This window comes from Shewanella sp. SM74, assembly GCF_025653725.1.
GTDB lineage: Bacteria > Pseudomonadota > Gammaproteobacteria > Enterobacterales > Shewanellaceae > Shewanella > Shewanella oncorhynchi.
The window spans coordinates 107141-128508 of the sequence record NZ_JAKKRZ010000003.1 but is presented as its reverse complement, the minus strand read 5'-3'; the positions used below and the strand labels follow the sequence as shown (position 1 = coordinate 128508).

The window sequence follows — 21368 nt, the reverse complement described above, 5'->3', positions numbered from 1 at the left end:
AACTATGCGATTATCATCCGCGCAGATTTTTAATCAAAGCATTACCAGTGTGCTGCAAAAGCAAACGGCGACCAGCAAAATTCTTGACCAATTGAGCAGTGGTAAGAAAGTCAATACTGCTGGTGATGATCCTGTGGCGTCACAGGGTATCGATAATCTGAATCAGAAAAATGCGCTAGTCGATCAGTTTATGAAAAATATTGACTATGCGAAAAATCGTCTTGCTGTGGCAGAAAGCAAACTCGGTAGTGCTGAAGATTTAACTGGCTCTATGCGTGAGCAAGTTATGCGAGCGATAAACGGCACACTCTCAGGAACTGAGCGGCAAATGATTGCCGAAGAGATGAAAGGCAGCTTAGAAGAATTGCTCTCTATTGCGAATAGTAAGGATGAATCTGGCAATTATATGTTCTCTGGTTTCAGTACCGATAAAGAACCTTTTGCTTTTGATAACTCGACGCCGCCTAAAATAGTGTATAGCGGCGATTCTGGCGTCAAAAATAGTTTAGTACAAACGGGTGTTGCCATGGGGACAAACATCCCTGGCGATAGCGCGTTTATGAAAGCACCCAATGGACTTGGTGATTATAGCGTCAATTATTTGGCCAGTCAGCAGGGGGAGTTAAGCGTTAAAACAGCAAAAATTGCTGATACAGCAACTTATGTTGCTGATACATATACATTTAACTTCACTGATAATGGTGCCGGTGGTACTAACTTGCAAGTGCTCGATTCTGCAAGTAATCCCGTCGCAAACGTAGCTAACTTCGATGCCACTAATCCCGTTAGTTTTAATGGTATAGAAGTTAAAATTGATGGAAAACCCAGCGCTGGCGATAGTTTCACCATGGAGCCGCAGGCCGAAGTCAGTATTTTCGATACGATCAGCAGTGCGATTGCATTAATTGAAGACCCTAATTCTGCCAACACTCCCCAAGGGCGAGCTCAGTTGGCACAGATATTGAATAACATCGATAGTGGCGTCAATCAAATTAGTTCTGCCAGAAGTGTGGCGGGGAATAATCTGAAAGTTGTCGAAAGTTACAAAGAGACTCATACCGAGGAGAAAGTGGTGAACTCATCAGCGCTATCACTCTTGGAAGATCTCGATTATGCATCAGCGATTACGGAATTTGAAAAGCAACAGCTTGCATTGAACGCAGTCTCTAGCGTGTTTAGTAAGGTGGGTTCTGTTTCCCTGTTCGACTTTATTTAACAGAAAGCAAGTACCTATCCATCTGTAAGATAAATTGTTAAAAATTTAGCCAAGCTCCAAGCCTTGGCGGTATAACTAGGAAGAGGAACTCAACATGGCTATTACAGTAAATACCAACGTGACTTCAATGAAGGCACAAAAGAATTTAAATACTTCCAGTAGCGGTTTAGCGACCTCAATGGAACGTTTATCCAGTGGTCTACGCATTAACAGTGCGAAAGACGACGCCGCTGGTCTAGCCATTTCTAACCGCTTGAACAGCCAAGTGCGCGGTTTAGATGTGGGTATGCGTAACGCAAATGATGCGATTTCAATTGCTCAAATTGCCGAAGGTGCGATGCAAGAGCAAACCAATATGTTGCAGCGTATGCGTGATTTGACTGTTCAAGCAGAAAACGGTGCGAATAGCACTGATGACTTGACTGCATTGCAAAAAGAGATGGATCAATTAGCAGAAGAAATTACTGCTATAGGTGATAGTACGGCGTTTGGTAATACCAAATTAATGACTGGTGGATTTTCTGCGGGTAAAACCTTCCAAGTAGGGCACCAAGAAGCTGAGGATGTCATTATTTCGGTAGGGACAACTAATGCTGCAAGTTTATCTGTCAATTCGTTATCAGTAGCGACTTCTGCTGGTCGTTCAACTGCACTTGCGAATATTGATGCTGCCATTAAAACAATTGACAATCAACGAGCCAATTTAGGTGCGAAGCAAAACCGTTTGGCCTATAACATTAGTAACAGTGCTAATACTCAAGCCAACGTTGCTGATGCTAAGAGTCGTATCGTGGATGTCGATTTTGCGAAGGAAACTTCAGTTATGACTAAGAACCAAGTGTTACAACAAACGGGTTCTGCAATGCTTGCACAGGCTAACCAGTTACCTCAAGTTGCATTATCTCTTCTGGGTTAATGTTACTTGCGTGATGTTATATGAAGTGCTTTTGCCTACTTGTTCTAGAATTATCTAGAAAAGTAGGCAAAGTTTTATAGGAGTTGATATTTATGTTTATGATAATTAGAGTTATTTTTTAAAATCAAGATATTTTAAAAAATAACTCTAAAGTTAAAAAAGATGCTGCCGTTAAATATACTGTAACCACTAAGACCCGCCTGGCTTAAGTAGACAGGCAAGTTCACAAGCCAGGTATAAAGAGGAAACGATCATGGCCATTACAGTAAACACAAACGTCACTTCATTAAAAGCTCAAAAGAATTTAAATACTTCCGCAGGCGGTTTGGCCACATCTATGGAACGTTTATCCAGTGGTCTGCGTATTAACAGTGCCAAAGATGACGCTGCTGGTTTAGCGATATCTAACCGACTAAACAGCCAAGTGCGTGGCCTTGATGTTGGTATGCGCAATGCTAACGATGCCATTTCAATCGCCCAGATTTCTGAAGGTGCGATGCAAGAACAGACTAACATGCTTCAACGTATGCGTGATTTGACGGTACAAGCAGAGAACGGTTCTAACAGTACTGACGATTTGACAGCATTGCAAAGCGAGATAGATGAACTGGCATTAGAAATTACAGCAATCGGTGATACAACTGCATTTGGTAGCACAAAATTACTGAATGGTAATTTCTCCGCAGGTAAGACCTTCCAAGTTGGACACCAAGAAGCCGAAGACATTACGATTTCAGTAAAAGCAACGAATGCTGGAGCGTTATCTGTTAATAGTTTGTCTGTTGGAAGTTCTGCTGGTCGTTCAACTGCACTTGCGAATATTGATGCTGCTATTAAAACGATTGATAATCAGCGTGCTAACTTAGGTGCTAAACAAAACCGTCTAGCATACAACATCAGTAACAGTGCTAATACTCAAGCCAACGTTGCTGATGCGAAGAGTCGAATTGTGGATGTAGATTTCGCGAAAGAAACATCACAAATGACCAAGAACCAAGTGTTGCAACAAACGGGTTCTGCAATGTTGGCCCAAGCCAACCAGTTACCTCAAGTGGCCTTGTCACTGCTGTAGTTTAAAGCAGAATAGTGAGAAAGTGATAAGGGAGGTTCGGTGACGGATCTCCCTTTGCCACTTTAAAGGTTAATGTAGTTTTATAGGGTAATTTTAATGTAACCGTTTAAAGTTATTACTAAATTTGCTGAGGTATGGCTATGGATATCAATATAGCAAGTTCACCTTCTATGCTTCACAGTAAGGTTGATTTAGCTCAAACGCCGCTAAAAGCATCTGATCCAGATGCTGAATTAAAGCTAAATACGACTATTGAACAAGCTGTTGAACAAGATGTAACGAAAAATGAACAGAATCCAAGTAAGCTGGCTCAAGTTGCCACAGAGTTGTCTGATATGATGTCTATGATGCGTAAAGGTTTAGCATTTAAGGTTGATGAGAACTCTGGACAAGCTGTTGTGACTGTACTTGACCGAGATACTGGTGATGTGATTAGACAAATGCCAAGTGAAGAAGCATTAGCCTTGGCAGAAAAACTATCAGAAGTCACAGGGCTTTTGATGAAAACAGAAGCATAAATATTTGTAAGTACGTTTGATTGAGAGGTCTATATGGCATTAACAGCGACAGGCATGGGATCTGGCCTTAAAATTAGTGAAATTGTGCAAGTTTTAGTTGATGCCGAAAAAACACCGAAAGAAGCGATGTTTAATAAAACGGAAGACAGCATCAAAGCAAAAGTTTCAGCTATGGGAACCTTAAAAAGTGCGTTGTCTACGTTTCAAGATGCCTTAAAAAAACTTCAAACTGGCGATGCCCTCAATCTGCGTAAGGTTTCTGTTAGTAATCAAACTTATTTGTCAGCAACAACAGACAAAACCGCACAAGCGGGTAGCTATGGTATTAAAGTTGAGCAACTTGCGGTAAATCATAAAATTGCTGGAAAAAACGTTGCAGATCCTGGATTACCTGTAGGTGAAGGGAGCCTTGATTTTGGTATCAATGGTAAGAATTTCTCCATTGATGTTTCGGCTACCGATTCACTTGCTGCCATTGCTAAAAAAGTTAATGAATCCCCAGATAATGCGGGCGTAACTGCAACCGTTATTACCAGTGATGCAGGCAGTCGATTGGTTTTTAGTTCAGATAAGTCAGGTGAAGACAATCAAATTAGTATTACAGCTAATGACACGACTGGAACTGGACTCAATGATATGTTCGGTGCTGGAAATATCTCTACGCTTCAAGATGCTAAAAATGCAGTTGTTTATATCGATAATCAGAAAGTTACCTCACAAACTAATGAAGTTAAAAATGCTATTGCAGGGGTGACGTTAAACTTAACTGATTCTGATGTTTCTAAGACGACTACGTTAAAAATTGAACAAGATGATGATGCAGTAAAGACAAATGTAAAAGCTTTTGTTGATGCCTACAATAGTTTAGCGACTGCAGTTGATAAAATGTCGTCTTATGATAAAGAGAAAAAAACAGCAGCTGCATTACAGGGCGACTCTATGATCCGTTCTATAGAATCGCAACTCCGAAGTATATCGAGTGAACGAGTGCCAACTGATAGCGGCAGTTCGATAGCATTATATGATATTGGTATAAAAACAGATAGATATGGTAAGTTATCTGTCGATGACACTAAACTTAATAAAGTTATCTCTGAAGATATGGCCAGTGTTGAGGCATTATTCTCGACACCAGATAAAGGGCTTGCTAATCGTTTTAATGATCTTGCAAATAGTTATGTTAAGTCTCGAGGATTAATTGCGTCACGTCAAACCGGATATACTAATCAACAAAGCCAGCTTACTGATAGAAGAGAAGCTTTCACGCTTAAGATGGATCAACTAACTGCCCGTTTAACAAAGCAATTTAATGCAATGGATCTAGTCGTTGGAAAACTAAATCAGCAGAGCAGTGGTCTTGTTGATCGTTTGAATTCGCTTCCTGGAGCAGTTAAAAAACGATAGTGAAATTATAAATGAGTAAGGGGAGTATAAGTGAAACAACTCGATGAGCTTAATGTCCTTTTGAGTGAAATTTTAAATAAACTGACTCAGCTTCCTGCTGAATCACCTCAATCTGACGAGTTGGTGTCGAACTTGCAGGTACTGGTTGGAGAGCGTCAAATTTTACTCAATGTATTAGTGGCTGATGCTAATATGACAGATGTTGATTATCTTCAACATCAGCTTGAACTTACTCAAGAGTACACAGGTAAAGCAAGTGTTGTTATGGCAGATAGACAAGCATTATTACATGCAGGTAATAAGAATAAGCGCCAGATTAGTGTTTATGAGACTATAGATTTAAACAGGTAGGTGTTTATGAGAGGATCACTGCAATCGTATCGTAAGGTGTCTTTAGAGAGTGAAATTACTGTTGCGTCACCACATCGTATTATTCAGCTTATGTTTGCGGGGGCATTGCAACGTTTAGCACAAAGTCGTCTTGCGATTGAACAAAATGACTTGTCTAATAAAGGTATGTATATTGGCAAGGCTATTGGAATTATTACTGGTTTAAACAATAGCCTAGATATGGATGCTGGTGGCCAGATAGCCAGAAATTTGAGTGATTTATATGACTTTATGTTGCGTAGAATTTCTGAAGCTAACCTAAATAATGATGTGAAAGCAATCGATGATGTATGTGATATTTTACGTACAATCAAAGAAGGTTGGGATGCAATTCCTGCAGATAAACATAATATTTCTGCGCATTCTGAAGCGGGTTAATATTTTATTTGGTGATTAAAAATAGACGCACTGGTTGCGTCTTTTTTTGGCTAAAAGTCAAAGTATTGACGTTTTAGACTAGAATCATGATGTAAATGAACTAAAATCAATTCAGTTTGGCATAAACCTCATCTGAGGCTTGCTTCTCGCCTGCTGATAATACAATATTCATCACAAGTAGTGATGGTGGCACAGATTGTTACATTGAATTTGTTAAGCTTTTACAGCAACTAATCATAAATAATTAATGCGAATTAATACATATTAGAGCTTTACGGCCTACTGAATGATGCAAACAGATCAACGAATTTTACTTATCGGCCCTCCATCAGAGCGATTAAATCGCCTGTGTTGCATTTTGGATTTTTTAGGTGAGCAATTTGTACAAATTGACACCGAAAAATTAAGTGCTAGCCTCCAAGATACCCGTTTTCGAGCTTTAGTTATCCTAACTGATGTTATGGATGCTGATGGGCTTAAAAACATCGCAGGTCAACATCCATGGCAACCTATGCTGTTGCTTGGCAATGTTGACAATCTGCAAGTGTCTAATATTCTTGGACATATAGAAGAACCTTTAACGTATCCTCAGCTCACTGAATTATTACACTTTTGCCAAGTATTCGGTCAAGTTAAACGGCCTCAAGTCCCTACTAGTGCGAATCAAACAAAGTTATTCCGAAGCTTAGTGGGACGCAGTGATGGTATTGCGAATGTGAGGCACTTGATAAATCAAGTAGCAACATCTGAGGCAACCGTGCTTGTTCTGGGTCAATCAGGTACAGGTAAAGAAGTGGTCGCCCGTAATATCCATTATTTGTCTGAGCGCCGTGACGGTCCATTTATCCCTGTTAACTGTGGTGCTATACCGCCTGAGTTATTAGAGAGTGAGCTATTTGGTCATGAAAAGGGGTCATTTACTGGGGCAATCTGTTCTCGTAAAGGCCGTTTTGAATTAGCTGAAGGTGGTACACTATTTCTCGATGAAATAGGAGACATGCCACTACAAATGCAAGTTAAATTACTCCGTGTGCTGCAAGAGCGGGTATTTGAGCGCGTTGGTGGTACTAAGACAATTAATGCTGATGTACGCGTAGTTGCTGCGACACATAGAGATTTAGAAACCATGATCAGCGTTAATGAGTTCCGTGAGGATCTTTATTACCGCCTAAACGTATTCCCGATTGAAATGCCCGCGTTGTGTGATCGCAAGGACGATGTGCCTTTGCTATTACAAGAGTTAGTTAGCCGAGTCTATAACGAAGGCCGTGGTAAGGTGCGTTTTACGCAGCGTGCGATAGAGTCGCTGAAAGAACATGCTTGGTCGGGCAACGTGCGCGAGCTGTCTAATTTAGTCGAACGCCTCACCATTTTATATCCGGGTGGACTGGTCGATGTTAACGATTTACCTGTCAAATATCGCCATATCGATGTGCCCGAATATTGTGTAGAGATGAGTGAAGAGCAACAGGAACGTGATGCTTTAGCTTCTATCTTTAGCGATGAAGAGCCGGTTGAAATCCCTGAAACGCGTTTCCCTAGTGAGCTGCCGCCTGAAGGTGTGAACCTTAAGGATTTGTTAGCAGAACTAGAAATAGACATGATACGTCAGGCGCTAGAGCTACAAGATAATGTCGTAGCTCGCGCTGCTGAAATGCTTGGAATACGCCGTACAACGCTTGTAGAAAAAATGCGTAAGTACGGAATGACAAAAGATTAGTTTTCTATTTTATTGTTATATAAGTTGTTTTAACCTCTAAAGTTCAATTTCCAATTTGGCATAGATACTGCAGTCACCCCGTCATAAGCAATTTTTTGACGGAGTGACTATGTCAGCCAACCCACTAGCGCAAATTGAGTCATTCAAGCACACTAGCAAACAATGGAACCAACTGCGTGAGGCCGCGAATATGTCCAATCGAATGGAGCATATTTTACAGGCTATGCCATCCGGCGTGGTGATTATCAATGGCGACGGTATAGTCACGGATGCAAATCCGGTTGCAGTTGAATTACTTGAGCGCTCCTTGTGTGGTGTTCGCTGGATTGATGTGATCCACAGTGCCTTTGCGCCGCAGGACGATGATGGCCACGAAGTGTCGCTGCGTAATGGCCGCCGCGTTAAATTAGCGATTACGCCATTGACGCCAGAGCCTGGTCAATTAATTGTGCTAACTGATCTGACTGAAACTCGGTTATTACAGAAAAATATCTCCCATTTACAACGTTTATCTGCACTGGGCAAGATGGTAGCAACTTTGGCTCATCAGGTGCGCACGCCTTTATCAGCCGCTTTGTTATACGCTTCAAACCTTGCGAGTCCGAAGTTATCCGATGCCGCTAAAGCTAAATTCCAACAAAAACTTGTTGATAGACTCAATGAACTCGAGCGGCAGGTTAACGACATGCTATTGATGGCGAAAGGCCGTCAGGATGAACTTGGAGATCTAATCTCGTTGGCTGAGGTTATCGACAATGTTTTGGCAAATTGTGAGCCAATAGCGGCAAAGCAAGGCTGTGACTTGTTATTTGATGATGCGTCAAGCAGCTCGATGTTAGCTAATTCCAATGCATTAAGCTCGGCGATTAATAATTTAGTCATGAACAGCATAGAAGCCGGAGCAACTGAAATTCGTATCCAAGCGAAGGAAGAGGGCGAACGGTTATTATTGGACGTCATCGATAATGGTAAAGGCTTAGACGCCACTATGCAGCAGAAGGTATTTGAACCTTTCTTTACGACTAAGTCGCAGGGAACTGGGCTTGGGTTAGCCGTTGTGCAATCTGTGGTGCGCAATCATGGGGGGCAACTGCAACTCAGTTGTGTACCGAATAAAGGCTGTACTGTGTCTTTAGTATTCCCAAGGGCTAAATCCGCGGTGATATTACCTTTGGAGATTACCCATGTCTGAAGCAAAGTTATTGCTCGTTGAGGATGATGCTTCATTACGTGAAGCCTTGTTTGATACCTTAATGCTGGCTCAGTATGAGTGTGTTGATGTTGCCTCCGGTGAAGACGCTATTTTAGCCTTGAAACAACATCAGTTTGATTTAGTTATTAGCGATGTGCAGATGCAAGGTATTGGTGGTTTAGGTTTATTGAACTATCTGCAGCAGCATCATCCTAAGTTGCCAGTGCTGTTGATGACGGCCTACGCGACTATTGGTAGCGCGGTGAACGCTATAAAATTAGGCGCTGTTGATTATTTAGCCAAACCTTTTGCACCAGAAGTGTTACTCAATCAAGTCTCACGCTATTTGCCATTAAAACAAAATGTGGATCAGCCCGTCGTCGCTGATGAGAAAAGTTTAGCATTATTAGCACTTGCTCAACGGGTTGCCGCCTCCGATGCCTCTGTCATGATCTTAGGTCCTAGCGGTTCGGGTAAAGAGGTTTTGGCCCGTTATATTCATCAACATAGTAGCCGTGCTAATCAAGCCTTTGTGGCCATTAACTGTGCCGCTATTCCTGAGAACATGCTCGAAGCCACCCTTTTTGGTTATGAAAAGGGTGCATTTACGGGGGCTTATCAAGCGTGTCCGGGGAAATTTGAGCAGGCTCAAGGTGGCACTTTGCTGCTCGATGAAATCTCTGAGATGGATTTAGGCTTACAAGCTAAGTTGTTGCGGGTTTTGCAAGAGCGTGAAGTTGAGCGTTTAGGTGGCCGTAAAACTATTAAATTGGATGTGCGCGTGCTTGCTACATCCAATCGTGATTTAAAGGCAGTGGTCGCCGCAGGGGGATTTAGGGAAGATCTCTACTATCGAATTAACGTATTTCCTTTAGCTTGGCCTGCGTTAAGTCAACGTCCTGCAGATATTTTACCTCTTGCGCGTCATTTACTAGCTAAACATGCTAAGGCATTGAATGTTGCCGATGTGCCTGAGTTGGATGAGAATGCGCGTCGACGTTTATTGAGTCATCGCTGGCCTGGGAACGTACGTGAACTCGACAATGTGATCCAGCGTGCTTTGATATTAAGAGCTGGTCAATTGATCACTGCCAATGACATTATTATCGATGCGCAGGATGTGATTTTAAGCGGTGAAGATCTAGACTCATTTTCTTCTGAGCCAGACGGTTTAGGTGAAGAGCTCAAAGCTCAAGAACATGTGATTATTTTAGAGACCCTTAATCAATGCCAAGGAAGTCGTAAGTTAGTCGCCGAAAAGCTAGGAATTAGCGCACGAACCCTAAGATACAAGATGGCAAGGATGCGTGATATGGGGATCCAACTGCCAAATTAGTCTATAAATTCAAGTTATCATCACGCAGCCTCCACATTGAGTGTGAGGCTGTATTTATTAAAACACACAACCGCAAAAGTGGCTCATTTCATCCAAAATCCTTAGTTATTGACATCTTCTTATCCCGTCAATTTATTATCAATCACGACCATCTGAAAACTTGGCCGTTATTTTGCATTGTCCCGTTATCGGTATTTTGATCGTCAAGAACTCGACGACTGGGAGCTCAGCATGCAAATAGGCGCAAATTCATTCCTGCAGGAAATGCAGAAACTCCAAGGCGAAATAACGCCGTCGTTTGGCGTTCAGCCAAATATCATGCAGCAAGTGAATAACACCAGTGGTGCAGACTTCGGTCAGTTGCTATCGCAAGCCGTCGGCAATGTCAGCGGCTTACAGTCTGCATCGTCAAACCTCGCGACACGTTTAGAGATGGGTGATACTACCGTTTCTTTATCGGACACTGTGATTGCCCGTGAGAAAGCGAGTGTCGCTTTCGAGGCGACAGTGCAAGTGCGTAATAAGCTTGTCGAAGCCTACAAAGAAATAATGAGCATGCCTGTCTAGGCCAGTGAATAACCCAATTAGCAGGTACGAATCGTGAGTACAGAAATGATTGTCGGATCCAATTCCGGTTTAGCTGACCAAGGTGTCCAGCAAGAACATAAGTCAGGAATGATGGGAAATCTTGGTGGTGTCGATATGATGCGCCAAGTGACTATGATTTTAGCCTTAGCGATTTGTTTAGCCTTGGCGGTATTTGTCATGCTGTGGGCGCAGGAGCCAGAGTATCGTCCATTGGGTAAAATGGAAACTCAGGAAATGGTTCAAGTGCTAGATGTACTTGATAAAAATAAAGTTAAGTACCAAATCGACGTGGACGTTATTAAAGTTCCTGAAGATAAATATCAAGAAGTCAAAATGATGTTGAGCCGTGCTGGTATCGACAGTCCTGCAGCCAACCAAGATTTTTTGAATAAAGACAGTGGCTTTGGTGTCAGCCAACGCATGGAACAAGCTCGTCTTAAGCATAGCCAAGAAGAAAACCTCGCCCGTGCGATTGAGCAACTACAAAGTGTCAGCCGTGCCAAAGTCATTCTTGCGTTACCTAAAGAAAACGTCTTCGCCCGCAATGCCTCTAAACCGAGTGCAACTGTGGTGATCAATACCCGTCGCGGTGGCTTAGGTCAAGGTGAAGTCGATGCTATCGTCGATATTGTTGCTTCTGCAGTACAAGGTTTAGAACCATCAAGGGTGACGGTAACTGATTCTAACGGCCGTTTATTGAACTCAGGCAGCCAAGATGGCGCGTCTGCGACGGCTCGCCGTGAACTTGAATTAGTACAGCAAAAAGAAGCTGAATATCGCACTAAGATTGAATCGATTCTGGTGCCAATTCTAGGTCCTGATAATTTTACCTCTCAAGTCGACGTCAGTATGGATTTTACTGCTGTTGAGCAAACATCAAAGCGTTTTAACCCTGATTTACCAGCACTGCGCAGTGAAATGACCGTTGAAAATAACACCACTGGCGGCTCTTCTGGTGGGATCCCTGGCGCGTTATCCAATCAACCGCCAATGGAGTCAAATATTCCAGAAGATGCGACTAAAGCGACCGAGTCTGTCACCGCAGGTAATTCGCACCGCGAAGCGACCCGTAACTTTGAATTAGATACCACCATTAGCCATACCCGCCAGCAAGTTGGTGCAGTGCGCCGTATTAGTGTGTCAGTCGCGGTGGACTTTAAACCTGGTGCCGCTGGAGAAAATGGTCAAGTAGCCCGTGTTGCCCGTACCGAACAAGAACTGACTAATATCCGTCGTTTGCTTGAAGGCGCGGTTGGTTTTAGTTCACAACGGGGTGATGTGCTGGAAGTGGTAACCGTTCCCTTTATGGATCAATTGGTTGAAGATTTACCCGCACCTGAACTTTGGGAGCAACCTTGGTTTTGGCGTGCGATTAAGCTTGGGATTGGTGCGCTAGTGATTTTGGTGCTGATTCTAGCTGTGGTACGTCCTATGCTGAAACGCTTGATCTATCCTGACAGTGTGAATATGCCTGAGGATGGCAGATTAGGTAATGAATTAGCAGAAATTGAGGACCAATATGCGGCTGATACGCTAGGGATGCTCAATACTCAAGAGGCGGAATACAGTTATGCTGACGATGGCTCAATTCATATCCCTAATCTTCACAAAGATGATGATATGATTAAAGCTATCCGTGCGCTCGTGGCGAATGAGCCTGAGCTCTCTACTCAAGTCGTGAAAAACTGGTTACAAGACAATGGCTGAGAATAAAACGAAAGAAGTGGCTCCTGCGGCCGCACCTGCCTTTAATATCAAAGATATTAGTGGCGTTGAAAAGACCGCTATTTTACTCCTCAGTTTGAGTGAGGCTGATGCTGCATCCATTTTAAAACACTTAGAGCCGAAGCAAGTGCAAAAAGTGGGTATGGCCATGGCGGCAATGGATGAGTTTGGTCAGGAAAAAGTTATCGGGGTACATAAGCTGTTTCTTGATGACATTCAAAAGTATTCTTCAATTGGTTTCAACAGCGAAGAGTTCGTCCGTAAAGCCTTAACCGCTGCGCTGGGTGAAGATAAAGCGGGTAATCTGATTGAACAGATTATCATGGGCAGTGGCGCTAAAGGTTTGGACTCGTTGAAGTGGATGGATGCACGCCAAGTGGCGACCATTATTCAAAACGAACATCCACAGATCCAAACCATTGTTTTGTCTTATCTAGAACCCGATCAAGCGGCGGAAATTTTTGGTCAATTCCCTGAGAATACCCGCTTAGACTTGATGATGCGTATTGCAAATCTTGAAGAAGTGCAGCCCGCTGCACTGCAAGAGTTGAACGACATCATGGAGAAACAGTTTGCCGGTCAAGGTGGCGCTCAGGCCGCGAAAATGGGTGGCTTAAAAGCGGCTGCCAACATAATGAACTACTTAGACACGGGTATCGAAAGCCAGTTGATGGAAACCATGCGCGAGTCTGATGAAGAAATGGCGCAGCAAATCCAAGATTTGATGTTTGTATTTGAAAACTTAATTGATGTCGATGACCGCGGTATTCAAGCCCTGTTGCGTGAAGTGCAGCAAGATGTACTGATGAAGGCGCTTAAAGGCACAGATGATCAGCTGAAAGAAAAAATCTTGGGTAACATGTCAAAACGTGCCGCTGAATTATTGCGTGATGATCTTGAAGCCATGGGCCCAATCCGCATCAGTGAAGTGGAAGTCGCCCAAAAAGAAATCCTGTCTATTGCTCGTCGCTTAAGTGACAGCGGCGAAATCATGTTAGGCGGCGGTGGTGGCGATGAGTTCCTCTAATCCGAGCGATAATAAATTGCAGAATAAGGTCTTGAGCGAAGGAGATGTCGAATTTAGTCACTGGGCACTGCCAGATGTGACTGAAGCCGATGATGATTCTATCTCAAATCTGTTCGGCCATTCGAATCATCAAGCCGCTAAGTCGACTACAGTGGAAAGTGTTTCTCCACCGACTATGGCTGAGATTGAAGACATTCGAGCCCAAGCCGAAGAAGAAGGCTTTAGCGAAGGTAAGCAGCAAGGGTATGAGCAAGGGCTAGAAAAAGGGCGTTTAGAAGGGTTAGAGCAGGGCCATACTGAAGGGCTCGCCCAAGGGCATGAGCAAGGATTAGAAACCGGTTTAGCCCAAGCAAAAATATTGCTCTCGCGTTTTGAAACCTTATTAGCCCAATTTGAAAAACCATTGCAATTGCTCGATGGCGATATTGAACTTTCGCTACTGAACCTGAGTATGACATTAGCGAAATCTGTCATTGGCCACGAATTAAAAACTCATCCAGAACAAGTGCTTTCGGCATTGCGCTTAGGTATAGAATCGCTGCCGATAAAAGAACAAACGGTCACAATCCGCTTGCATCCTGACGATGTTATTTTAGTCGAACAACTTTATTCCAGCGCTCAATTGACCCGCAGTAAGTGGGAACTTGAAGTTGACCCTTCCTTAAGCCCAGGTGACTGTATTCTCAGTAGTCATCGTTCTTTAGTCGATTTGACCCTCGCATCGCGTATCGATGCTGTGTTTGAGTCCTTACGGAACCAACATGCTCACTTAAGTGACAAGCAGCGTCAATTGCAAGAGGCTATAGAGGTTGAAGATACCGCTAAACACGTTGCGGCTTCTGAGGCTGTGGGATCTGAGCTTGATGATCAGGTTGTCGATACGGTTTCTCAACATGCTGAGGATATACAATCTGCCTCAAACACAGGTGAGCAATTAGAGGCAAAATCAGATGCAAAATCGTCAACACCAATTGCTGAATAGGCTGAATCACCATCAGGATAAAGTGCCGCCATTTCGAGCTGTGGCCAGTGGTCAACTCGTGCGTGTTGTTGGCTTAACCTTAGAGGCGAGCGGTTGCCGTGCGCCTGTGGGCAGCTTATGTTCGATCGAAACCATGGTGGGCGAGTTAATTGCAGAAGTTGTCGGCTTTGATGGCGAACTATTATATTTAATGCCCATTGAAGAATTACGTGGTGTATTGCCCGGTGCGCGGGTTGTGCCTTTGGGGGAACAAACTGGACTCAATGTTGGTTTATCCCTGCTAGGACGCGTACTTGATGGTAACGGCGTGCCTTTAGATGGTTTAGGCGCGTTGCAAACCGACCAACAAGCGCCAAGACATAGCGCTGCCATTAATCCCTTATCTCGCCGTGCCATTACTGAACCGCTGGACGTTGGCGTTCGCGCTATCAACGCTATGCTGACTGTGGGCAAAGGCCAACGTATGGGCTTGTTTGCGGGCTCAGGTGTAGGTAAGAGTGTGCTCTTAGGTATGATGACTCGCGGTACTACCGCCGACATTATTGTGGTTGGGCTAGTGGGTGAGCGTGGCCGGGAAGTGAAAGAGTTTATTGAGGAAATTCTTGGTGAGAAAGGTCGAGCGCGTTCAGTCGTTGTTGCTGCGCCTGCGGATACATCGCCTCTGATGCGCCTTCGCGCCTGTGAAACCTCGACTCGTATTGCCGAATACTTCCGCGATTTAGGCTATAACGTTTTATTGCTTATGGACAGTTTAACGCGCTACGCCCAAGCGCAGCGGGAAATTGCTTTGGCTGTGGGTGAACCGCCTGCGACTAAAGGTTACCCGCCTTCTGTGTTTGCAAAATTGCCACGTTTAGTTGAGCGCGCCGGAAACGGTGGCCCTGGGCAAGGTTCAATTACGGCATTTTATACTGTGTTGACGGAAGGAGACGATCAACAGGATCCCATTGCCGATGCTTCGCGGGCGATCCTCGATGGTCACATTGTCTTGTCACGTTCGCTTGCGGATTCGGGGCACTATCCTGCAATTGATATTGAAGCTTCTATTAGCCGAGTCGCGCCTATGGTGATCTCCAATGAACATTTGGAGGCGATGCGCCGCGTGAAACAAACCTATTCTTTGTATCAGCAAAATCGAGATTTGATTTCTATTGGGGCCTATGCCCAAGGAAGCGATCCTCGCATTGATAATGCGATACGACTGCAGCCAGCAATGAATGCTTTTTTGCGACAAACCATGCGTGATGCATTTAGCTTTGCCGATAGCCAAGTCATGCTTGGGCAACTTGCTGCACAGTGCAAATAATGGCGTCATCGAATTAATCGAGGTCTAGTATGGCTAACGCCGATCCCTTGTTGTTAGTGTTAAAGCTTGCCAATGATGCCGAAGAACAAGCGGCTTTATTGTTAAAATCGGCGCAGTTAGAGTGTCAAAAACGGTTGAATCAACTCAGTGCTCTGAATAACTATCGCTTAGAATACATGAAGCAAATGCAATCCCAGCAAGGTCAAGCCATCAGTGCTAGTCACTATCACCAGTTTCACCGTTTTATTCGTCAGATCGATGACGCTATTATCCAGCAAAATCGCGTCGTAGCCGACGGTGAAAAGCAAAAAGAATATCGACAACAACATTGGTTGGAAAAGCAAAAAAAACGTAAGGCAGTAGAATTACTCTTAGCCAGTAAAGAGAAGAAGCGTCAAGTGGTTGAACAAAAAAGGGAGCAAAAAATGACCGATGAATTTGCTTCCCAGCAATTTTATCGCCGTCATCAACGTTAGTGAAATAATAGGCATCTTTACTGCTCGCTAGCCGGATAGGCTCTTTAGTTTTTTTGTATTGATGGCATAAGCATCAATTCGGCACCTCTCAGTGTTAATTCTTTTCGATATGCTGTCGTAAAATCTGATGTTTTGGCATCTTATTTGCTTTGATTTAGTCCATGACCCTGCAACCGCAGTGTTTAATTGACGTTTCTACCTAGCCATTTCTTTTTTTGCTGGGTGATGTTTGGGAGCACTTATGCAACAAATGACCAATATCCTGTTAAGTAAAACAGGCAACTCTGCGGCCAATTCCGCTAAGACATCTTCCCAAGAGTCTAATAATGAAGACTTTTCATCTACACTTGCGTCAGTCACTGCTAGCTCATTTTCTATTTCTGCGTCTAAAAAAACCATTGCTAACACTGATGATACTGTGCAGGTTACCTCTGCTGATAAAGTAAAAGATGACGATATATCAACTGATGACGCCGACGTAAATCTCATTTTTGCCCAAATTAGCATGGCAAATGATATGAAGAAAACGGCATCGGATGGAGATAGTTTGCCGCTAGCATTTTTAAATGCTGAAGAAGATATAACTGGTGAAGAAAATATTGATACTTCATCAGCTTTATTAACCGGCTCAGCATTGGCATCTACTGTTTCTGCTGAGATTGAACTGGCATCAGATATAGATGCCGATGAAGCGGGTTTTTCTGCTGAATTACAAAAGTTAGTTTCTACTAGCCCAGATATGGCAGCAATTTTAATCGCAGATGATGTGAAACCATCATCTTTGACTGATAAGTCACTCGTACAAATTCTCCCCATAGACCCAAATATACTTGAAGTGTCAGCGGATAGTGATGCTGTGATTGATCCAAATTTGACCGATGACGCTTCAGAATTACCTTTAGAAGACACTGAGCTTGTCTCTGCCACTGAAGTCGGGGTGAGTATAGATGAGTCTTTAGTTGAGAATGAGGTCACACTTAATGCTGTGATTAATCAAGCGGGCTTAGCGAACAGTGCAACGATAAAGTCGGCAACCAACACTGCGGCAAAAGCAACGACTAGTAGCTCGACAGTGAATAGTCCCAATACGGCTAATATCGCGACCTCGGGAAATACTTTCGACCTGAATACCTTAGGCTCTTCAACTTCATCTGAACCATTAGATACAACATCTGTAACAGAAAGTGATCTTGATGGGAGTCCCAATTCCGATTTGGCTGCTAACCTATTACTGAAAGATGCTAAATTAACGGTTGCGATGGATATTCCCAGAGACGAAAGTTTTATGGATGATAGTAATACTTTCTCAGAACTTAAGTCGACATCATCCATACAGACACTCTCGATGTCACAATTAAATCGCCAAGAAACCATGCAAGTTCAGCTGTCATTGCGTCAAGGAGTAGAACAGCAAAACCAAATGCAGGAGATGATCCAACGATTTTCACCTGTGATGAAGCAGCAATTGATTACTATGGTGAGTCAAGGCATCCAACATGCGGAAATCCGGCTCGATCCACCTGAACTTGGGCATATGTTGGTAAAGATCCAAGTGCATGGCGACCAAACCCAAGTACAGTTTCATGTTACTCAACCGCAAACGCGCGATCTGGTTGAACAAGCTATGCCAAGATTACGGGAGTTATTGCAAGAGCAAGGGATGCAGTTGGCTGACAGCCATGTTTCTCAAGGCGATCAAGGTGAGCGTCGGGAAGGTAGTTTCGGTGATGGCGGCAGTTCAAATGCGGCTGATATGGATGAAATCTCGGCAGAAGAGTTACATTTAGGTTTAAATCAAGCGATTAGTGTAACTTCAGGTATAGATTATTATGCTTAAGCAGGTAACCTATAGCAATGACTGACATAATTACGTTTCAAATAAAACTGTAATGAGTTTCCGCCTAAATTAAAGAGAATAGTGATGGCTAAGGAAGAATCGTTAGAACTTGAAAGTACTGAAGAGCCTAAGAGTAAGAAGAAACTATTTATTTTTGCTGGTGTGGGCGTTTTAGTCGCGCTGTTAATCGGTGGCGGTGTCTGGTTCTTTATGGGAAGCAGTACCGAAGAGGTTCCCGCCGTAGCAGCAGATAGTGCTGTTCAGGCTGAAGTACCTGCATCAGGAGAAGTAGCTACCGCATCATACGTGCCTATGCCACGTCCTTTTTTATTCAACTTACCAGGGCCTGATAGGGCTCGTTTAGTTGAGATTAAAGTGCAGCTTATGGTGCGTGGTACCGATGATGATGTGCTAACACAAAAACATATTCCGCTGATTGAAGATGCGCTTTTAACGACCTTTAGTGGTGCAGATGTGCAAAAGCTCAGCACGCAAGCGGGGAAAGATGAGTTACGGCAGTTAGCACTTTTGAGTGTGCAAAATACTCTACAGTCAGTAACTGGGCGTAAGGTTGTCGAGAAAGTACTATTTACCGGTTTTGTAATGCAATAACCCTTTAACTTCAGCACCAAAAGAGGCGAAGGCAATATAGTGAGTGATTTATTAAGCCAAGACGAAATTGATGCGCTATTGCACGGGGTTGATGACGTCGATGATGACGAAATTGACGCTGTTGGAGAAGATGCCCGTTCCTACGATTTCTCTTCCCAAGATCGAATAGTTCGTGGGCGTATGCCGACGCTGGAAATCGTGAATGAGCGTTTTGCGCGCCATTTGCGCATCAGCATGTTTAATATGATGCGCCGAGCGGCCGAAGTGTCGATCAACGGTGTACAGATGCTCAAGTTTGGTGAGTACGTACATACGCTTTTTGTTCCTACTAGCTTGAATATGGTGCGTTTTAGCCCACTCAAAGGCACAGCATTGATCACCATGGAAGCGCGACTGGTATTTATCCTGGTGGATAACTTCTTTGGTGGCGATGGGCGTTTCCATGCCAAGATTGAAGGGCGAGAATTTACGCCGACAGAAAGACGAATTGTGCAGTTACTGCTTAAGATTATATTTGAAGATTATAAAGATGCTTGGGCGCCCGTAATGGATGTTGAGTTTGATTATTTGGACTCTGAAGTCAATCCCGCCATGGCGAACATTGTTAGTCCTACCGAAGTTGTGGTGATTAATTCATTCCATATTGAAGTCGATGGAGGCGGTGGTGATTTTCATATCACTATGCCTTACTCCATGATTGAACCTATCCGAGAGTTACTCGATGCGGGGGTGCAAAGTGACAAGCAAGATACTGATATGCGTTGGTCACAGGCATTACACGATGAAATCATGGATGTGAAGGTCGGGTTCGATGCCAATATTGTTGAACATGAATTAACGCTCAAAGAGGTCATGAATTTTAAAGCGGGCGATATTATTCCGATTGAGTTACCCGAGTTTATCATGATGAAAATCGAGGATTTACCGACATATCGTTGTAAAATGGGCCGTTCTAGAGATAACCTAGCGCTTAAAATATGTGAGAAAATCCCTCGGCCAGAGACAGTTAAATCTGAGCTGCAATTGGTGACGCGTAAGGGTAAATCTCGTGATATATCAGAATTATAAGGTGAAGTAAGATGAGCACAGACGATACGGATGATTGGGCTGCAGCAATGGCAGAACAAGCGTTAGAAGAAGCCAACGCAATTGAACTCGATGAGCTGGTTGATGATTCAAGACCTATTTCTAAGGCTGAAGCGGCTAAGTTAGATACAATTTTAGATATTCCTGTCACCATTTCGATGGAAGTGGGCCGTAGCTATATTAGTATTCGAAACTTATTACAACTTAACCAAGGTTCTGTGGTTGAGTTAGATAGAGTCGCAGGTGAACCGTTAGATGTGATGGTCAATGGCACGCTTATCGCTCACGGTGAAGTGGTGGTGGTAAACGATAAATTCGGTATTCGCTTAACGGATGTGATCAGTCAAACTGAGCGAATTAAAAAGCTTAAATAATTCGAGATGTAAAAGTCGTTGGAACTTTAAATGAGCACATCGGTAATACAGAGTTTAGTGGTAGCGGTTCAAGCGAGCGCCGATAGCCTCGGTGGGGAAGGCGCAGCTAATATTGCTTCAATAGCGCCTGCTGCTACAAAAATGGCAGAACCTTCTCAAGTTGCGACCTTAGCAAGTATGTTAGGCGGCTTGATTCTGGTTTTATTATTAATTTTCGCGTTAGCTTATTTACTGAGAAGGTTTAATTTAGTCCCCACGACCAATGGCGTGCTAAAGACTATTGCTGTGACTTCCCTCGGTCAAAAAGAGCGTTTAGTCTTGGTTCAGGTGGGAGAACAACAATATTTACTTGGGGTTAGCTCGCAGCAGGTGAGTTTGATTGATAAGTTAGCTGAACCTATCCATCTAGAAGCTGATTCGTTTGCGAGTCGATTACGCCAGGCGAAATTAAAACAATGACAACACGTATCCTCGCGTTAGTTGGGTTCGTTATGCTGCTATTGATGCCGTCAGCATGGGCCGCAGATGGCGTCTTACCTGCTGTAACAGTAACAACGGCGCCAGACGGCTCAACGGAATATTCGGTCACAATGCAGATTTTACTGCTGATGACATCGCTGAGTTTTTTACCTGCGATGCTCATCATGTTGACCTCTTTCACGCGGATTATCATTGTCCTGTCGATATTACGCCAAGCCATTGGATTACAACAGACTCCATCTAATCAAGTCTTAATTGGCATGAGTTTGTTCATGACTTTTTTTATCATGGCACCGGTATTCGACCGGATTTATGATGAAGGGGTGAAGCCTTATATCGATGAGCAATTAACCTTGCAGCAAGCGTTTGATAAAGGGAAAGAGCCGCTGAGAGGCTTTATGTTGGGCCAAGTAAGAACGACGGATTTAAAGACCTTTATTGAGATTTCTGGCTATAAGGATATTAAGTCTCCCGAAGAAGCACCCATGAGTGTGTTAGTGCCCGCTTTCATTACCAGTGAGTTAAAAACCGCATTTCAGATTGGCTTTATGCTATTTGTGCCTTTTTTAGTACTCGATTTAGTGGTGGCGAGTATCTTGATGGCTATGGGTATGATGATGTTATCTCCCATGATAGTGTCGCTGCCGTTTAAGATCATGTTGTTTGTGCTCGTAGATGGTTGGAGCTTAGTCCTCGGGACATTAGCGAATAGTTTCGGATAGCCAAGGGAGAG

The 21368-nt window shown here is 43.5% G+C and carries 22 protein-coding genes; all 22 read left to right on the top strand.

Annotated features, from left to right (window positions below; all coding sequences use genetic code 11):
• Positions 1 to 4 precede the first annotated feature (4 nt).
• The 22 genes from flgL to fliP all read left to right on the top strand — a co-directional run bounded on the left by flgL (position 5) and on the right by fliP (position 21357).
• Positions 5 to 1216, top strand: coding sequence for a flagellar hook-associated protein FlgL (gene flgL, locus L5M49_RS04470; protein ID WP_263168860.1), 1212 nt, complete (start codon positions 5 to 7; stop codon positions 1214 to 1216).
• A gap of 94 nt (positions 1217 to 1310) precedes the next feature.
• Positions 1311 to 2132 (top strand): flagellin, encoded by an 822-nt coding sequence (locus L5M49_RS04465; protein ID WP_173497644.1) that lies wholly within the window; start codon positions 1311 to 1313, stop codon positions 2130 to 2132.
• Positions 2133 to 2385: 253 nt separating this feature from the next.
• Positions 2386 to 3204 carry a flagellin gene (locus tag L5M49_RS04460; RefSeq protein ID WP_263265534.1) on the top strand — a complete coding sequence of 273 codons (819 nt, stop codon included), beginning with the start codon at positions 2386 to 2388 and terminating at the stop codon, positions 3202 to 3204.
• A gap of 140 nt (positions 3205 to 3344) precedes the next feature.
• Positions 3345 to 3722, top strand: coding sequence for a flagellar protein FlaG (locus tag L5M49_RS04455; RefSeq protein WP_263265533.1), 378 nt, complete (start codon positions 3345 to 3347; stop codon positions 3720 to 3722).
• A 33-nt stretch (positions 3723 to 3755) separates the two neighbouring features.
• Positions 3756 to 5126 carry a flagellar filament capping protein FliD gene (fliD, locus tag L5M49_RS04450; RefSeq protein ID WP_263265532.1) on the top strand — a complete coding sequence of 457 codons (1371 nt, stop codon included), beginning with the start codon at positions 3756 to 3758 and terminating at the stop codon, positions 5124 to 5126.
• Between the two features lie 30 nt (positions 5127 to 5156).
• A complete protein-coding gene (locus tag L5M49_RS04445) occupies positions 5157 to 5477 on the top strand; it encodes a flagella biosynthesis chaperone for FliD, FliT (RefSeq protein ID WP_263265531.1) in 321 nt (106 codons plus the stop codon).
• A 6-nt stretch (positions 5478 to 5483) separates the two neighbouring features.
• The gene (gene fliS / locus L5M49_RS04440) at positions 5484 to 5894 is read left to right on the top strand and encodes a flagellar export chaperone FliS (RefSeq protein ID WP_212600932.1); all 411 of its coding nucleotides are present in this window, start codon (positions 5484 to 5486) and stop codon (positions 5892 to 5894) included.
• A gap of 286 nt (positions 5895 to 6180) precedes the next feature.
• On the top strand, positions 6181 to 7614 hold the full coding sequence (locus L5M49_RS04435; RefSeq protein WP_283090761.1) for a sigma-54 dependent transcriptional regulator: 1434 nt from the start codon (positions 6181 to 6183) through the stop codon (positions 7612 to 7614).
• Positions 7615 to 7723: 109 nt separating this feature from the next.
• Positions 7724 to 8806 carry a sensor histidine kinase gene (locus L5M49_RS04430; protein ID WP_113939465.1) on the top strand — a complete coding sequence of 361 codons (1083 nt, stop codon included), beginning with the start codon at positions 7724 to 7726 and terminating at the stop codon, positions 8804 to 8806.
• Positions 8799 to 10142, top strand: a complete 1344-nt coding sequence (locus L5M49_RS04425) for a sigma-54-dependent transcriptional regulator (RefSeq protein ID WP_263148449.1) — start codon at positions 8799 to 8801, stop codon at positions 10140 to 10142. Before L5M49_RS04430 ends, L5M49_RS04425 begins: the two co-directional genes overlap by 8 nt.
• Before the next feature lie 231 nt (positions 10143 to 10373).
• On the top strand, positions 10374 to 10709 hold the full coding sequence (gene fliE / locus L5M49_RS04420) for a flagellar hook-basal body complex protein FliE (protein ID WP_028761191.1): 336 nt from the start codon (positions 10374 to 10376) through the stop codon (positions 10707 to 10709).
• 45 nt (positions 10710 to 10754) lie between these two features.
• Complete coding sequence (gene fliF, locus L5M49_RS04415; RefSeq protein ID WP_263139440.1) at positions 10755 to 12437, top strand: flagellar basal-body MS-ring/collar protein FliF; 1683 nt, start codon at positions 10755 to 10757, stop codon at positions 12435 to 12437.
• Positions 12430 to 13482, top strand: coding sequence for a flagellar motor switch protein FliG (fliG, locus tag L5M49_RS04410; protein ID WP_028761189.1), 1053 nt, complete (start codon positions 12430 to 12432; stop codon positions 13480 to 13482). Before fliF ends, fliG begins: the two co-directional genes overlap by 8 nt.
• Positions 13469 to 14464, top strand: a complete 996-nt coding sequence (fliH, locus tag L5M49_RS04405) for a flagellar assembly protein FliH (protein WP_263207743.1) — start codon at positions 13469 to 13471, stop codon at positions 14462 to 14464. The genes fliG and fliH overlap by 14 nt, the downstream gene beginning before the upstream one ends.
• Complete coding sequence (gene fliI / locus L5M49_RS04400) at positions 14433 to 15770, top strand: flagellar protein export ATPase FliI (protein ID WP_263265530.1); 1338 nt, start codon at positions 14433 to 14435, stop codon at positions 15768 to 15770. Before fliH ends, fliI begins: the two co-directional genes overlap by 32 nt.
• Before the next feature lie 29 nt (positions 15771 to 15799).
• A complete protein-coding gene (gene fliJ / locus L5M49_RS04395; protein WP_028761186.1) occupies positions 15800 to 16246 on the top strand; it encodes a flagellar export protein FliJ in 447 nt (148 codons plus the stop codon).
• Between the two features lie 241 nt (positions 16247 to 16487).
• On the top strand, positions 16488 to 18083 hold the full coding sequence (locus L5M49_RS04390; RefSeq protein WP_263265529.1) for a flagellar hook-length control protein FliK: 1596 nt from the start codon (positions 16488 to 16490) through the stop codon (positions 18081 to 18083).
• Positions 18084 to 18167: 84 nt separating this feature from the next.
• The gene (fliL, locus tag L5M49_RS04385) at positions 18168 to 18695 is read left to right on the top strand and encodes a flagellar basal body-associated protein FliL (RefSeq protein WP_028761184.1); all 528 of its coding nucleotides are present in this window, start codon (positions 18168 to 18170) and stop codon (positions 18693 to 18695) included.
• 39 nt (positions 18696 to 18734) lie between these two features.
• Positions 18735 to 19763, top strand: a complete 1029-nt coding sequence (gene fliM, locus L5M49_RS04380) for a flagellar motor switch protein FliM (RefSeq protein ID WP_105251943.1) — start codon at positions 18735 to 18737, stop codon at positions 19761 to 19763.
• 11 nt (positions 19764 to 19774) lie between these two features.
• Positions 19775 to 20155 (top strand): flagellar motor switch protein FliN, encoded by a 381-nt coding sequence (gene fliN, locus L5M49_RS04375; protein WP_028761182.1) that lies wholly within the window; start codon positions 19775 to 19777, stop codon positions 20153 to 20155.
• Between the two features lie 30 nt (positions 20156 to 20185).
• Positions 20186 to 20614 carry a flagellar biosynthetic protein FliO gene (gene fliO, locus L5M49_RS04370; RefSeq protein WP_105251944.1) on the top strand — a complete coding sequence of 143 codons (429 nt, stop codon included), beginning with the start codon at positions 20186 to 20188 and terminating at the stop codon, positions 20612 to 20614.
• A complete protein-coding gene (fliP, locus tag L5M49_RS04365; RefSeq protein WP_263181638.1) occupies positions 20611 to 21357 on the top strand; it encodes a flagellar type III secretion system pore protein FliP in 747 nt (248 codons plus the stop codon). The genes fliO and fliP overlap by 4 nt, the downstream gene beginning before the upstream one ends.
• Positions 21358 to 21368 lie beyond the last annotated feature (11 nt).